Origin of the sequence: Sphingopyxis sp. JAI128 (assembly GCF_014207235.1) — a bacterium.
Lineage (GTDB): Bacteria > Pseudomonadota > Alphaproteobacteria > Sphingomonadales > Sphingomonadaceae > Sphingopyxis.
Map to the genome: position 1 here is coordinate 618,200 of NZ_JACHDA010000002.1, position 15,968 is coordinate 634,167.

The window sequence follows — 15,968 nt, forward strand, 5'->3', positions numbered from 1 at the left end:
TGTCCGACGTTCACCTATGTCGCAATTGTCGCAACAATGTGTCGGGGCCATGCCCGTTCCACCAACCGACCATATCGACCGCTGGACAGCATCGCCGCTCTTCCTTATCGGCCACCCATGCCGACTCCCGACTCCTCCGCCGCCCCTGAATCGATCCTGATCATCGACTTCGGATCGCAGGTCACCCAGCTCATCGCCCGCCGCGTCCGCGAGGCCGGCGTCTATAGCGAGATCGTTCCGTTCAGCGCCGCCGAGGCCGCGCTCGAGAGGATGCAGCCAAAGGGCGTGATCCTGTCGGGATCGCCCGCATCGGTCCCCGCGAGCGGCAGCCCGCGCGCGCCGCAGTCGGTGTTCGACAGCGGGCTTCCGATCCTCGGCATCTGTTACGGCCAGCAGGTGATGAGCCAGCAGCTCGGCGGGCAGGTCGAACCCGGCGGTATCGATGGGGAACGCGACGGCGAATTCGGCCGCGCCTTCCTGACCGTCACCGAACCTTGCGTGCTGTTCGACGGATTGTGGGAGGTCGGCGAGCGGCATCAGGTGTGGATGAGCCACGGCGACCGCGTGACGCAATTCGCCCCCGGCTTCCGTATCGTCGCGATCAGCGACGGCGCGCCCTTCGCGCTGATCGCCGACGACGATCGCCGTTACTATGGCACGCAGTTTCACCCCGAGGTCGTCCATACGCCCGACGGCGCCAAGCTGATCGCCAATTTCGTCCGCCACGTCTGCGGGTGCAGCGGCGACTGGACGATGGCCGAGTTCCGCGCCACCAAGATCGCCGAGATCCGCGCGCAGGTCGGCGACCAGCGCGTCCTGTGCGGCCTGTCGGGCGGCGTCGACAGCGCGGTCGCGGCAGTGCTGATCCACGAAGCGATCGGCGAACAGCTCACCTGCGTCTTCGTCGACCACGGCCTGCTCCGCATGAACGAGCGCGAGCAGGTCGAGCGCCTGTTCCGCGACCATTATAATATCCCGCTGGTGGTCGTGGATGCCGAAGAGCGCTTCATGGCGGGCCTCGCCGGGGTCACCGACCCCGAAAAGAAGCGCAAGTTCATCGGCGCCGAATTCATCAATGTTTTCGAGGAAGAAGCGAAGAAGATCGGCGGCGCCGACTTCCTTGCGCAGGGGACGCTCTATCCCGACGTCATCGAGAGCGTCAGCTTCACCGGTGGGCCGAGCGTCACGATCAAGAGCCACCACAATGTCGGCGGCCTGCCCGAACGCATGAACATGAAGCTCGTCGAGCCGCTGCGCGAACTGTTCAAGGACGAGGTCCGCCTGCTCGGCAAGGAGCTCGGCCTTCCCGACATCTTCGTCGGGCGCCACCCCTTCCCCGGCCCTGGCTTGGCGATTCGCATTCCGGGCGAAGTTTCGAAAGAGCGCTGCGACATCCTCCGCAAGGCCGATGCGGTCTATCTGGAAGAGATCCGCAATGCCGGCCTCTATGACGCGATCTGGCAGGCCTTCGCGGTGCTGCTGCCCGTCAAGACCGTCGGCGTGATGGGCGACGGCCGGACCTACGACCATGTCTGCGCACTGCGTGCCGTGACCTCGACCGACGGCATGACCGCCGACATCTACCCCTTCGACGCGAGCTTCCTCAGCCGCTGCGCGACGCGGATCATCAACGAGGTGCAGGGCATCAACCGCGTGGTATATGATTACACTTCGAAGCCGCCGGGCACGATCGAGTGGGAATGATTCGGGGCACGGAATTGCTGCATATTTCCGGTCAGATTCGCACTTCAACCGATTGAAAAAATTTAATTTGTTGTCGATATCTGTCGGTGACTATCGGTGGGCAGCCTTCCCATTTGACGGACGGCCTGACGACCTTGGCTGGCCTTGTTTCTTTCTGAAATCGTCGATACCGTCAGGGAGAGATCAGCGCTTGACGGTATTTTTCGCGCGCTAAATGCCGGAAAAGCAGTGCTTTTTCGGGCCAGGACCCATTGATTTGCGGAGATGGCTGTGATTCAGGCGACCGCGAAGAAGCCTGAATTTGAGCGATTTATTCTGGCTGACAGACGAGCAGATGGCGCGTCTTCAGCCCTATTTTCGGAAGAGCCATGGCCGCGAGCGCGTTGATGATAGGCGTGTTTTGAGCGGCATCATCTTCGTCAACCGCAATGGGCTGAGGTGGCGCGATGCGCCGAGGGAATATGGCCCGGCAAAGACGCTCTATAATCGCTGGAAGCGGTGGAGCGACAAAGGCATCTTCATCCGCATGATGGAGGGCTTGGCGACACCGCAGGCTCCCGATCGCAAGACGATCATGATCGACGCGACCTATTTGAAGGCCCACCGCACGGCGTCGAGCCTGCGGGTAAAAAAGGGGGGCCGGGACGCCTGATCGGCCGTACGAAAGGCGGCATGAACACCAAGCTGCATGCCGTGACCGAGCGAATGGTCGTCCCATCAGCTTCTTCATGACCGCTGGCCAGGTCAGCGATTACACTGGCGCGGTAGCTTTGCTCGACAGTTTGCCCAAAGCGCAATGGATGCTCGCCGACCGGGGCTATGACGCCGACTGGTTCCGCGGCGCATTGCAGGAAAAGGGCATCACGCCCTGCATCCCGGGCCGAAAAATATGCAGCAAGACCGTCAAATACGACACGCGCCGCTACAAACGCCGCAACCGCATCGAGATCATGTTCGGTCGGCTCAAGGACTGGAGACGCGTCGCCACGCGCTACGATCGGTGCCCGAAGGCCTTTTTCTCCGCCGTGGCACTCGCCGCAACCGTCATCTTCCGGCTCTGATCAATGAGTCCTGACCCTAGCCAGGGGACGATTTGGGCAATCGCATTCCAAGATTGCGCGCTGGACGAACCAAGGACCGCTTGCCGTGTTCTAAAAACTGGGTATGCTAAGAATCAGGAAATGCGAAAACGCATAGAATGGGAGAGTGCCGGTGGCCTGGGATTTCGAGACCGACCCGGATTTCCAGCAAAAGCTGGACTGGATGGAGGAATTCGTCGCAGACGAGGTCGAGCCGCTCAGCCTGCTCGGAATCCACCCTTATGACGTGCGTAATCCCTCCAGAAATGCGCTTGTCCGGCCGTTGCAGCGTGCAGTTCAGGACCAAGGGCTGTGGGCCTGCCACCTTGGGCCGGAACTGGGCGGCCAGGGCTATGGCCAAGTCAAACTCGGCTTGATGAATGAGATTCTTGGCGGGGCCTCATTTGCCCCGGTGGTCTTCGGCTGCCAGGCGCCCGATACCGGCAACGCAGAGATTCTTGCCCATTACGGTACGCCGCAACAGAAGGAGCGGTATCTTCGGCCGCTGCTCGCCAACGAAATCGTCTCGGCCTTTTCGATGACAGAGCCACAGGGCGGATCCGACCCCACCGGTTTCGTCACGCGGGCGCGGTTCGACGGCACGCATTGGATCATTGACGGTGAAAAATGGTTCACCACCAACGGACGCTGGGCGGATTTCCTGATCGTCATGGCGGTGACCGATCCCGAAGCTCCGCGCCACAAGCGACAGAGCATGTTCATCGTCCCTATCGACACGCCGGGCGTTGAAATCGTGCGCAATGTCGGCGTCTTCGGGCAGCAGGACGGTTCGGAAAGCTATATCCGCTATACCGGTGTCAAGCTGCCTGCCGATCACCTGCTGGGCGAACAGGGTGGCGCATTTACCATTTCGCAGGTCCGGCTGGGCGGAGGGCGCGTGCATCATGCCATGCGTACGGTCGGCAATTGCCGCCGCCTGCTCGATGCGATGAGCCGCCGTGCCGTCAGCCGCAAGACCCGCAACGGCGCCATCGGCGATTTCCAAGCCGTGCAGATGCAGATTGCCGACAGCTATATCGAACTCGAACAGTTCAAGCTGTTCGTGCTCAAGACCGCTTGGATGATCGATAAATATCAGGACTATCGCAGGGTCCGCAAAGACATCGCCGCGATCAAGGCGCTGATGCCCCAAGTCTATCACAACATCGCAACCCGCTGCGTGCACCTCCATGGCTCGCTTGGGGTGTCGAACGAGATGCCGTTCGCGGGCAGCGTCATCGGCGCAATGGTGATGGGAATCGCCGACGGGCCGACCGAGGTTCACAAGGTCACCGTCGCCCGGCAGCATCTGCAGGACTATCGCGACGTGTCCGACCCGATGTTCCCGGATTATTCCCTGCTCGCACGCCGCGAAAAGGCCTTTGCCCAATATGGCGACACCATCGCCCAAGCCTCGGCCGGAGCGGCCGCCAACACCGGAGGAGCGATCTAGTGGTAACGGACATATTGGCACCAAGGCTTGGCCTGCTCACCAAGATCTTCTATGGCGTTGGATCGATCGGTTACGGCATCAAGGACGTCGCTTTCCGCTCGTTTCTGCTGCTATATTATAATCAGGTCATCGGCATCCGTGCCGATCTGGTATCGCTGGCCATTCTGGTCGCACTCGTGGTCGATGCCATTTCCGATCCTGTCGTCGGCCAGTGGTCGGACCAGTTGCGAACGCGCTGGGGTCGCCGTCATCCGATGATGATCCTGTCGGCCATCCCGGCCTCGCTCAGCATGCTGTTCCTGTTCTTCCCGCCCGCGGGGATGAGCGAGATCGAAACATTCTGGTATCTGGTTGTGGTCGGCTGCCTGGTGCGGACCTTCATCACCTTCTTTGAAATCCCCAGCTCTGCGCTCGCCCCGGAACTGACCAGCGACTATGACGAGCGCACCAGCATCGCCAGCTTTCGCTATTTCTTCGCCTATCTGGGCGGGGTCTGCATGGCCTTCCTCACCCTGATGGTATTCCTGGCCCCAACTGCGGACTATCCGGTGGGGCAGCTCAACCCTGCGGGCTATCACACTTTCGCAATGGTCGGCTCATCGGTCATGCTGGGGGCGATCCTGATTTCCAGCTTCGGCACACTGCACCGGGTCAAATATTTCAGGCCCCCGCCGCGTCAACCGAAGATCGGCGTGCTCGCGACGTTGAAGGATATGCGGCAAACCTTTTCACACCGAAGCTTTCTGGCGCTGCTCGCCTTCGGGGTGCTCAAATACACATCCGTGGGCATGACTTCGGCGCTCAGCATCTATTTCGGCACATATCTGTGGGAGTTGAATTCGGCGCAGCTGGCCATCCTTACCGTCGATTCGCTTGTAGGCGCTGCTCTGGGCCTGTTTTTTGCACCATGGGTGTCGCGCAAGTTCGGCAAGCGCAATGCGGCGCTCTGGCTGTCGGTGATCGCGGTATTGCTGGCCAGCCTGCCCTATCTGTTGCGGATCAACGGCCTTTTCTTTGAGAACGGCGACCCCCTGCTGGTTCCTGCGATATTCCTGTTTGCCACAATCTTTCAGATGTGCGGCATTTCCTCGGCGGTGCTGGTCCATGCGATGATCGGTGATGTGGTCGAAGAGAGTCAGATCGCTACCGGCCGCCGGTCGGAAGGGCTGTTCTTTGCCGCAAATACCTTGATGCAGAAATCAACATCGGGGCTTGGCGTGTTTGCCGCCGGGATTCTTCTCACCCTCGTCGGCATTGCCCCCGGCGCCAATCCGGCAACGCTCGATCCTGATCTGCCGCTTCTGCTGGCCAAGCTTTATGTCCCGCTGCTGGTCGTCCTCTACATTGGCGGAGCGGGCTTCCTGTTGTCCTATGGGATCGACCGGGCCTCGCACGCCGCCAACATCGAGGAGTTGCGTCGCCGCGAGGAAGCGAGCGGCCAGGGGGCTTGAATTGCCAGACTGAACCCATTGTCGATCCCTCCCCGCACCGATTGCGGCACGGGAAAATTTTGCGAGGAGCACGCTATGGCCACCCGGCCGATGACTGACAAAGACGCAGCGACCGACGCCTTCCGCCAGGAAGTGTGCCAGTTTCTGACCGACCATTTCCCGCCCGAACTGAAGGGCAAGGGCAATCCGATGGCGGGGATCGAGAGCGACCTGCGCGAGACCGAGCCCCAGCGCCGCTGGCGCGAGTCGATGGGCAGCCGTGGCTGGGGCACGCCAACCTGGCCGACCGCTTATGGTGGCGGCGGGCTCAGCCGCAAGCAGGCGGCGATCCTCAGCGAAGAGCTGACCCGCGCCGGTGCCTATAACCCGATTGGCGGCATGGGCGTGATGATGTTCGGTCCAACGTTGCTGGAATATGGCAACGAACAGCAGAAGCAGGAGCATATCCCGCCAATCTGCCGCGGCGAAATACGTTGGTGCCAAGGCTATTCCGAACCCAATGCCGGGTCAGACCTTGCCAACCTGCAGACCACGGCCGAGGACAAGGGCGATCATTATCTGGTCAATGGTCAAAAGACTTGGACCAGCGGCGGGCAATGGGCGGACAAATGCTTCTGCCTCGTCCGCACCGATCGGAGCGACAAGCACAAGGGTATCAGTTTCCTGCTGATCGACATGCGCGCGCCGGGGGTGGAAGTGCGCCCGATCCGCATGATCAGCGGCCTCAGCCCGTTCTGCGAGACCTTCTTCACCGATGTGAAGGTGCCCAAGGAAAATCTGGTCGGGCGCGAAGGCGAAGGCTGGACCATTGGCAAGCGTCTGCTGCAGCACGAACGCACCAACCTTTCCGGTGGCGGCTCTACGGGGCGGATGACGGGGCAAAGGCTCCCCGATCTGGCGAAGAAATACCACGAAACCGATGCCAGCGGTGCCCTTGCCGACAAGGTGCTCCGCGACCGCATCGCCGATTTCGAGATCCGCTGGGGAGCATTCCTCCTCACCGCGCGCCGTGCGGCAGAGGAAAGCAAGGCACAGGGCGGCGTTTCGGAGATCAGTTCGGTCCTCAAGAAGCTGGGGACCAAGCTGGGCCAGGAACGGTCCGAACTGATCATCGGGATCATGGGCCTGCAAGGGTTGGGCTGGGAAGGTGAAGGGTTTTCCGAGACGGAGCTTGCGGGCGTGCGCGCCTGGCTGTTCGGCAAGGCCACCACGATCTACGGCGGATCGACCGAGATCCAGAACAACATCATCGCCAAGCGGGTGCTTGGTATGCTCGATCACCAATAGAACGACGGGATAGAATATGGCGGTTCTCAGCGAAGAACAGGAAATGCTGCGCGACATGGCGCGCGAATGGGTAGTGAATGAAAGCCCGGTGGCGAAGTTCCGCGCCGTGCGCGCAAGCGGCGAGCCCCGGGCCTATGATCTGGCGACCTATGCCACGATGGCGCAGATGGGCTGGACCGGGGTGATCATTCCGGAAGCGTTCGGGGGTACTGATTTTGGCTGGCTCTCGGCGGGGATGATCTTCGAGGAAATGGGCAAGACGGTCACCGCCAGCCCGCTGATGGCAACGACGCTGACCGCCGCCGCCATCATGCTGGGCGGCAGCGACGAGCAAAAGGCAAAATGGCTGCCGCAACTAGCCAGCGGCGCGGTGATCGGCACGCTTGCTATCGACGAAGGCCCCCACCACGCCCCACACCGGCTGGCGACGACCGTGGCGAATGGCCGGCTGACCGGCACCAAGGCCTTTGTGCACGAGGCGCACGATGCGGCCCTGTTCGTGGTAGCGGCGGCGGACGGACTTTATGTGGTCGAAGCCGACAGCGCCGAGAACGCAGGCTCGGTGAGGGTGGCGACGCGGCATCTGGCCGACATGCGTTCGCACGCGCTGGTCATGTTCGAAGGCGCATCGGCCGAGAAGCTGGCTGCTGGTCCGGAAGACCTGCTCGATCAACTGCTCGACCGGGCCCGTATCCTCACCGCCTGCGAAATGTTGGGCATGGCGCAGGCGGTGTTCGATACCACCCTCGACTATCTCAAGCAGCGGGTGCAGTTCAATCAGGCGCTCAGCTCGTTTCAGGCGCTGCAGCACCGCATGGCGGATCTGTTCGGCGAGCTTGCCATGATGCGTTCGGCGGTCGAGGGCGGGTTGCAGGCGCTCGACGCCGGGATGATGGTGGCGCAGGCGGCAACCATTGCGAAGGCCGAGGCCAACCGAGTGTTGCACATCATCAGCCGCGAAGGCGTGCAATTGCACGGCGGCATCGGCATGACCGACGAATATGACATCGGCTTCTATCTGAAGCGGGCCCGCGTGCTGGAATCCAGCTGGGGCAGCACAAGCTTTTTAAAAGACAGGTTCGCGAAAATTTCAGGGTACTGAACAATTGGACCCCATTGAAGACCCCGATGGGCTGAGCATGACGGCCAGCGCATGGCAACGTGCGCGGGACGATCATGCGCGCTTCATGGATGAGAATCTGTCGGGCAACTATCGCGCCAACTTCATCCATGGCGTGCTGGGCATGACCGGGTTCCGGTTAATCTATGCGCCGACGATCATCCCGGCCTATCTGCTGATGCTCACCGGCAGCACTGCTGCGGTTGGGCTGGGCGCGGCGATGCTGCAGCTTGGCGCGACGATCAGCCCCATCGCCAGCGGTTCGCGGATCGAACATCGCAGCCATATTCTGCCCTATGCCATCAAGGTCGGGTCGCTCATGCGACTGATGATCCTCTGCCTGGCGCTGTCGGGGTGGTTTTTGACCGGCGACATCCTGCTCGCGGCGACCTTTGTCAGCTTTCTGCTACTCGGCTTTTTCACCGGAGCGCAGCGCGTGGCTTTTCAGATGCTGATGAGCAAGCTGATCCCGATCCGCAAGCGCGGACGGCTGCAAGGCTATCGTAATTTCGCTGGCGGCCTGATCGCCGCCGTACTGGCATGGTTTGCCGGGAACTACGTCATTGCCGATGAATGGCTGGGCAATGGGTATGCGACCACATTTCTGATGGCGTTCATCCTGACCAGCATGGGCCTCTTCGTCCTGAAAGCCCTGATTCGCGAACCCGCCGCGGCCATCGCCCGGCCGCAAATGCGGATGCGTGACCGCGTCCGCGAATTTCCCCTATTGCTGCAAAATCGTGATTTTTCGGCCTTTCTCGTGGTGCAGAGCCTGGCCACCATGGTACGGGTCGGCGGCCCCTTCTGGACAGTTTATGCCGGGAGCAGACTTGGTCTCGATGGCGCGCTGGTAGGCGCGCTGAGTTTCGTGTTCCTGGCTTCCGACACGGTTTCGAATGTCGTCTGGGGCCCGCTGGGCGACCGCTACGGGTTCAAACTGGTTTATCTTCTGTCGCTGTGCAGTATGCTCGCCGGCATGATCACGCTGATGTTGGGCCATACGGCCCTGCCCATCTATGCCGCCTTCATGCTGCTGGGAATTGGCGGTGCGGGCTGGATGCTGGCATCGACCACGATGGTTCTGGAATTCGGCGAAACAGAGGATATCGCGATGCGGCTCGCGATGGCGACCACCGTGGAGGGGGCGATATCCGCCATTGGCCCGGTGTTGGCTGGGCTACTTGTGGCAATGGCGGGCTTCGCGCCGCTTTTTGCCGTGCTGATCGGCGCGGTCAGCTTTGCGCTGCTGGGCATGATGTTCAAGGTGCGCGAACCGCGCAACCGGCCACAAGACTAGTGCAAATTCACACCGGATCGAGCAGCCCGGAAAACAGGGTCGAGGCATATGCCGAAATCGCCTCATCTCCATCGGCGAACCGTTCCGCCCAGCGCCGGGCCTCATAGGCGGCGTTGAGGGTGGACATGATGATCTGGCTGGCCACCAACGGGTCGATCGGCCGCACCGAGCCATCGGCAATGCCATCGATCAGGAAGCCGGCGAAGCGCCGCGCCAGCCGGTTCGAACGGGTGACCACATCAGCCTTGTGTTCGCTGTTGAGCGCCTGCAGCGCGGTTGTGCGAAGCAGTGGCATGGTGTCGAAGAACTGCAAGCGCAGCAATTCGTAGAGCACGCTGGAAAGCCGTCCCCAATAGTCGCCATTGGCATTTTGCCCCGCCATCTGCGTGGCCGAAAGCCGGTTATGGCTATTGTTGAAGCAGGCCAGCACCAGCTCGTCCTTGGCCTCGTGATGGTGATAAAAGCTGCCTTTGGTCACGTTGATCGATTCGGCAATCCGGTTGACCGAAGCCCCGCGATAACCCAGCCGATTGATCATGATCGTCGCCGCGCGCAGAAACTCATCATTCTGGCTCGGCACCTCGCTGGCGCTTCGCCAATGGCGCACTTCAAGACGGGATGGTCGCCACTCGCCCCGCACCGCTGGAAGGCCATGGGCTAGGATGTCGACCATGCGCTCCTCCACACGCGGGAAATCGAGCGAGGAATAGCGCAACGACCAGACCGGCCACCACATCATCGCCTCTAGCAGAACATGCGCGCGAGCCGAGAACAACGCCTGCTGCTCCGCGCTGACGGGTTCGCCAAAAAAACTGCGGACCTTCTCCACCACCTGCCGGTAGCGTTCCAGTAACGGCTTTTGCGTTTCGGTATCGAGTGAGCGAATTTCCGACAGCGCGGTTAATAGCCCGCGCTCACCGTTGCGGATCCGGGTGCGCAGCGCAACGTGCTGGGCGACGTATTTGCGCAGCCTGTCCTCCGGATTTGGCTCGGCCAGCGCTTCGGACGCCATCCGGTCCATCCGGTCGAGCGTCTCTTCATAGACCGCAACGATCAGCTGGTCCTTACGCGAGAAATAATAGGTGATGCTGGTTGCGTTGAGCCCGATGGCGCGGGCCACATCCGAGAGGGTCGTGGCCTGCACGCCGACCTCGTTCACCAGCACGGATGCCGCATGCACGATTGCCTGCCGTTTCTCCCCGAACCGCTTGGTACTTTTGCCCGTTTCTGCCACCGTTCCCTCCGACAATGATCGCGTTACACCAGCTATTTTCCGAACGCCATGACTCAAGGGACCGCGGTTCAAAACAGGGTGGAGAGCTCCTTTTTCAGGATTTTGCCATTGGCGTTGCGCGGCAAGGTCTCGGCAGAAAAGACAATCCGCACCGGCACCTTGAACCGGGCAAGGCTGGCGGCGACCCATTGCTGCAGCTCGGCCTCGGTCGCGCTGGTTCCGGGGGCGAGATGCACCACGGCTGCCGGTTCTTCGCCAAGCTGCGGGTGCGGCAGCCCGACGAGCGCAGCGTCCGTCACCGCCGGATGATTGTAGAGTATGTTTTCCACTTCCGAAGAATAGATATTCTCGCCGCCGCGAATGATCATGTCCTTGGCACGATCGACGATATAGCAAAAACCCTCATCATCCAGCCGCGCGAGATCCCCGGTCCTCACCCAGCCATCGACGAAGGTCGCCGCGGTGGCTTCGGGGTTGTTCCAATATCCCTTCACCACCATTGGCCCGCGCGCCCACAGCTCGCCGACCTCTCCCACCGCCAGTTCGTTCACGCCGCCCTCATCCATGATCTTCAGATCTGCCACCGCCACGGGCGGACCGCAGCTGTCGGGGCGGTTAAGGTAATCCTCGCTCGAATGGCCGGTGACGGTCGCCATGGTCTCGGTCATGCCCCAGCCGTTGCCGGGCAATGCGCCGAACACTTCGCGGATTTTTCGGACCAGTTCGGGCGCGGATGGTGCCCCGCCATAAGCAATCGCCTCGATGCTCGAGAGGTCATAATTTTTTCGCTCGGGGTGCTCGATCATCTGCCACGCAATGGTCGGAACGCCGCCGGTGCTGTTGACCTTCTCGCGCTCGATGATCTGGAAGGCCCTCACCGCATCCCATTTGTGCATGAAGATCATCGTGTTGCCAGCCGCGACGTTACCGATCAGCCCGGCCGAACAGGCGGTGACATGGAACAGCGGAATGACCGTCAGGGTTACCTTGGGCCGGGGTTCGGGCAATGCCTCGCCCCGCCGCATCACCGCACAAGCGGCATTATATCCGCTGGACAATATGTTCGTGCACAGATTGCGATGCGTCCCCAGTGCTCCCTTGGGCTTGCCGGTAGTGCCGCTGGTATAGAAGATGGTCGCATCGTCATCGGGTGCAATCTCGACATCGGGCAGCGCCTGCAAAGGCAGCGCGGCATAGGCATTGGGAGTGCCGAGGATACTCTCGAGAGGAATCGCGTCCGCAAACTCCCCAACGTTGCGCGCGACCATCACCACGCCCAAATCGGGGCAGTCTTTACGATGAGGGGCGATCCGCTCCCAGCGCTCGTTATCGCAGATCAGCACGCGCGCACCGGAATCTGCAAGGCCATAGGCCAGCTCCGGCCCGGTCCACCAGGCATTGAGCGGTACGCAGATTGCACCAATCGTCACCGCCGCAAAGAATGCCACCGGCCATTCGGGCAGGTTGCGCATGGCCAGCGCCAGGCGGTCGCCCTTGCCGATACCACGCGCCTTGAGCGCGTGCGCCAGCGTCGCCACCGCGCGAAACCAGGCGTCGAACGTAACGCGCTCATCCTCATAGATGGTGAAGACCCGCTCGCCATGCATCTGCCCAAGCATTGCAACCGCGCGCAGATTGGGCGGTGCGTTCTTCCAGACCCGCGTGGGTACACCACAAATGTCGACGGTCTCCATCTCGAAGCGCTGGTCAGGCGCGGTCAGAATTTCGCGGCAGCGCTCACGGCTGATCACCGGCCAGCCCGGCGGCGGCGCCCATTCCGCCTGCGCCACCGACATTTTCTCCTGCATCGTCATATCAAAGCACCTCGAACAGACCGGCAGCACCCATGCCGCCGCCGATGCACATGGTCACGACTATGTAACGCACGCCACGCCGTTTACCTTCGATCAGCGCATGGCCCACGCAGCGCGCACCGGTCATGCCGAACGGGTGCCCGATGGAAATCGACCCGCCGTTGACGTTGAGCCGGTCGTCAGGAATGCCCAGAGTATCGCGGCAGTAGAGCAGCTGCACGGCAAAGGCCTCGTTCAGCTCCCACAGGCCGATATCGTCGATCGAAAGCCCGAATCGCTTGAGCAGGCGCGGGATGGCAAAGACCGGACCGATGCCCATTTCGTCCGGCTTGGTGCCGGCCACCGCCATGCCCACATAGCGCCCCAGCGGCGCAAGCCCGCGCGCTTTGGCCACATCCGCTTCCATCAGCACCATTGCGGCCGAGCCATCGGCAAGCTGGCTGGCGTTGCCCGCGGTGACCGTATGTCCCGGCCCCATCACCGGCTCCAGCCGCGCCAGGCCTTCCGCCGTCGTATCGGGACGATTGCAATCGTCCATGCTGATCGTCACATCCTGATTCGTGACGTCGCCGGTCTGTTTATCCTTGACCTGCATCGTGGTGGAAATGGCGATGACCTCATCCGCAAGCCTGCCCGCCTGCTGCGCTGCGGCGGTGCGCTGCTGCGACTGCAACGAATAGGCGTCCTGCGCTTCCCGGCTGATGCCATAGCGACGAGCGACCACTTCGGCGGTGCCGATCATCGGCATGAAAATATCGGGATGCATCCGAAGCAGTTCTTCGTCCCGCCAAGGCGCGCTGCCCGTTGCGGTCCGCAGCGCGGTGATCGATTCCACCCCGCCGGCGACGCAGATGTCCATGCGGTCGACGATGACCTGTTTGGCCGCGGTGGCGATGGCCATCAGGCCCGATGAACACTGGCGGTCGATCGTCATGCCCGCCACGTCCACCGGCAGCCCGGCCCGCAGCGCGATCTGCCGCCCCATGTTGAAACCCTGCGCGCCGCCCTGGCTGGCCGCGCCGATGATCACATCCTCCACATCCTCGCCCGAAACCCCTGCCCGCTCAATCGCGGCGGCCACCGACCATGCGCCCAGTTGAACCGGATGGGTGGCATTGAAGGCGCCTCTGATGGCTTTGGCCAGCGGAGTCCGCGCAGTGGAGACAATGACGGCGTCACGCATGATCGATGCAATCCTTTCCCAATGATTCTTTTGTTCCGGAGATTAAGCCAGAAGCAGCGTCACATGGCAAGGGAGGCACCTATATTTCTGAATTTAAGGTATGATATATGCCGCATCTTATAATGTATCCTTGGCATCAAAACGAATGCTGGGTATGGCCTGCGATGATTTGCAAAAAAAGCAATCGCGCTGCGCTGACATTCCGCGGCGGCATGAAGCCGGACGGGGCCGCAGCCAAATATGGAGGAGGATTGATGACGTCACCCATTCGAACCGAACGCGACGGCAATGTGCTTGTGATTGTATCGGACAACCCGCCCGTCAACGCGCTGGGCCAGGCTGTGCGCGCGGGCCTTGCCGATGCCATCGCGAAGGGCCTGGCCGATCCTGACATAGAGGCAATGGTCATCCGCTGCGATGGCCAGACCTTCTTTGCCGGGGCCGATATCACCGAATTCGGAAAGCCGCCGCAGGGGCCCAGCCTTCCACAAGTGCTGGACCGGATAGAAGCTAGCGACAAGCCGGTGGTCGCCGCCATTCACGGGACCGCGCTCGGCGGCGGGTGCGAACTGGCGCTGGCGTGCCATTATCGCCTGGCGGTGCCGAAGGCAAAGCTCGGCCTGCCCGAAGTGAAGCTGGGCCTGATCCCCGGTGCTGGCGGTACGCAACGCCTGCCCCGCCTGGTCGGAGCCAAGGCCGCGCTGCCGCTCGTGGTGCTCGGCAACCCCATTTCCGCGCGCGACGCGCTGGACATCGGTCTGCTGGACCTGCTGACCGGCGATTCCTCGCTTGAGGCTGAAGCCATCGCCTTCGCGCGCTCCAAAGCGGGCCAACCGGTGCCGCGCACCAGCCAAGGCACCGCCAATCAGGACGGCGTGCGCGATCCCGCAATCTTCGACGAATTTCGCGTCACCCAAGGGCGCGCCATGCGGGGCCTCGATGCGCCCAATGCGGCGATTGCCGCGGTAAGGGCTGCAGCCGAACTCCCATTTGCGGAAGGCGTGAAGAAGGAGCGCGAACTGTTTGTAGGCCTGATGACCGGAACACAATCAAAGGCGATGCGGCACTATTTCTTCGCCGAGCGCGCCGCGCAGAAGATCGCCGATCTGCCTGCTGATACGCCGCTTTTGCCAATCCGCGCGGTGGGCGTGATCGGGGCGGGGACCATGGGCGGCGGGATCGCGATGAACTTCCTCTCGGCCGGCATCCCGGTGATCCTGTTGGAAATGCAGCAGGAAGCACTGGATCGCGGCACGGCAGTGATGCGGCGCAATTATGAGGCCTCGGCGAAACGGGGCCGCATGACCATGGCACAGGTCGATGCAGCGATGGACCTGCTGACGCCAACGCTCGACTATGCCGACCTTGCGGATTGCGATCTGGTAATCGAGGCGGTCTACGAGAACATGGACGTGAAGAAGCAGGTCTTTGCGCGGCTTGACGAAGTGACGAAGCCGGGTGCCATTTTGGCGTCCAACACCAGCTATCTGAGCATCGATGAAATTGCCACCGCCACGCAGCGTCCTGGCCATGTTCTGGGGCTGCACTTCTTTTCGCCAGCAAATGTGATGAAGCTGCTCGAGGTCGTGCGCGGCGCGCAGACGCGCGGCGATGTGCTGGCCACTGCGATGAAGCTGGCGCGCACGATCGGCAAGGTGGCCGCCGTGTCGGGCGTCTGCGCCGGCTTCATCGGCAACCGCATGCTGTCAAAGCGGCAGGAGCAGGCCAACAAGTTGATCATGGAAGGCGCAAGCTATTGGGACGTCGACGATGTCCTGCTCGAATTCGGCTTTCCGATGGGGCCTTTTCAGATGGGCGACCTCGCCGGTCTGGACATTGGCTGGCATCGCGATCCGGCCAAGGTCACGACGGTGCGCGAGGCGCTATGTGCAGCGGGGCGCTTTGGCCAGAAGGCGGGCAAGGGTTTCTATGACTATGACAGCGCGCGCCAGCGCACGCCGTCCGACGAGGTCCGCGCCATCATCGCTGATTTCGCGGCCAAAGCCGGACACACCCAGCGCGAAGTCGGCAAGGACGAAATCCGCGAACGGCTGCTCTACCCCATGGTGAACGAAGGGGCCAAGATCCTCGACGAGAAGATCGCGCAGCGCGCGAGCGATATCGACGTGGTGTGGATCAACGGCTATGGATGGCCGATCTACACCGGCGGCCCGATGTTCTGGGCATCGACCATCGGCCTGGAAACCATTGTCGCCGGTCTGGATCGGCACGGCCTGCCGGTGAGCGACTATCTGCGCAAGTGCGCCGCCGAAGGTCGCACGTTCGATTGAAGGTGGATGTCCCGGCCGCACATGGCGCTGCCGGGACATTTCACTCCCGTGCGAA

General features: G+C 62.0%; 10 protein-coding genes and 1 pseudogene. 8 read left to right on the forward strand and 3 right to left on the reverse strand.

Going from position 1 to position 15,968, the window contains the following annotated elements:
* The first annotated feature begins 117 nt into the window (after positions 1 to 117).
* The 7 genes and pseudogenes from guaA to HDC35_RS07000 all read left to right on the forward strand — a co-directional run bounded on the left by guaA (position 118) and on the right by HDC35_RS07000 (position 9,391).
* A complete protein-coding gene (gene guaA, locus HDC35_RS06970) occupies positions 118 to 1,704 on the forward strand; it encodes a glutamine-hydrolyzing GMP synthase (protein ID WP_184645000.1) in 1,587 nt (528 codons plus the stop codon).
* 301 nt (positions 1,705 to 2,005) lie between these two features.
* Positions 2,006 to 2,765, forward strand: a pseudogene (locus tag HDC35_RS06975) (IS5 family transposase).
* 151 nt (positions 2,766 to 2,916) lie between these two features.
* Complete coding sequence (locus HDC35_RS06980; RefSeq protein ID WP_184645002.1) at positions 2,917 to 4,236, forward strand: acyl-CoA dehydrogenase family protein; 1,320 nt, start codon at positions 2,917 to 2,919, stop codon at positions 4,234 to 4,236.
* Positions 4,236 to 5,687 (forward strand): MFS transporter, encoded by a 1,452-nt coding sequence (locus HDC35_RS06985; RefSeq protein ID WP_184645004.1) that lies wholly within the window; start codon positions 4,236 to 4,238, stop codon positions 5,685 to 5,687. The genes HDC35_RS06980 and HDC35_RS06985 overlap by 1 nt, the downstream gene beginning before the upstream one ends.
* A 75-nt stretch (positions 5,688 to 5,762) precedes the next feature.
* Complete coding sequence (locus tag HDC35_RS06990; protein WP_184645006.1) at positions 5,763 to 6,974, forward strand: acyl-CoA dehydrogenase family protein; 1,212 nt, start codon at positions 5,763 to 5,765, stop codon at positions 6,972 to 6,974.
* Positions 6,975 to 6,990: 16 nt separating this feature from the next.
* Positions 6,991 to 8,076, forward strand: coding sequence for an acyl-CoA dehydrogenase family protein (locus tag HDC35_RS06995; RefSeq protein WP_184645008.1), 1,086 nt, complete (start codon positions 6,991 to 6,993; stop codon positions 8,074 to 8,076).
* A gap of 37 nt (positions 8,077 to 8,113) precedes the next feature.
* Positions 8,114 to 9,391: an MFS transporter gene (locus tag HDC35_RS07000; RefSeq protein WP_260397585.1), complete on the forward strand. Its 1,278-nt coding sequence runs from the start codon at positions 8,114 to 8,116 to the stop codon at positions 9,389 to 9,391.
* A 7-nt stretch (positions 9,392 to 9,398) separates the two neighbouring features.
* Here the strand turns inward: HDC35_RS07000 and HDC35_RS07005 are convergent, their stop codons facing one another.
* From HDC35_RS07005 to HDC35_RS07015, 3 genes are all read right to left on the reverse strand, one after another.
* Positions 9,399 to 10,625 (reverse strand): TetR family transcriptional regulator, encoded by a 1,227-nt coding sequence (locus tag HDC35_RS07005; RefSeq protein ID WP_184645012.1) that lies wholly within the window; start codon positions 10,623 to 10,625, stop codon positions 9,399 to 9,401.
* A gap of 68 nt (positions 10,626 to 10,693) precedes the next feature.
* Positions 10,694 to 12,439 (reverse strand): class I adenylate-forming enzyme family protein, encoded by a 1,746-nt coding sequence (locus tag HDC35_RS07010; RefSeq protein WP_260397587.1) that lies wholly within the window; start codon positions 12,437 to 12,439, stop codon positions 10,694 to 10,696.
* A 1-nt stretch (position 12,440) separates the two neighbouring features.
* Positions 12,441 to 13,622, reverse strand: coding sequence for an acetyl-CoA C-acyltransferase (locus tag HDC35_RS07015; protein WP_184645014.1), 1,182 nt, complete (start codon positions 13,620 to 13,622; stop codon positions 12,441 to 12,443).
* Between the two features lie 254 nt (positions 13,623 to 13,876).
* On the opposite strand from HDC35_RS07015, the gene HDC35_RS07020 reads away from it, so the two are divergent.
* Entirely contained in the window at positions 13,877 to 15,913 is a 2,037-nt protein-coding gene (locus tag HDC35_RS07020; protein WP_184645265.1) for a 3-hydroxyacyl-CoA dehydrogenase NAD-binding domain-containing protein, read from the forward strand.
* Positions 15,914 to 15,968: the final 55 nt, after the last annotated feature.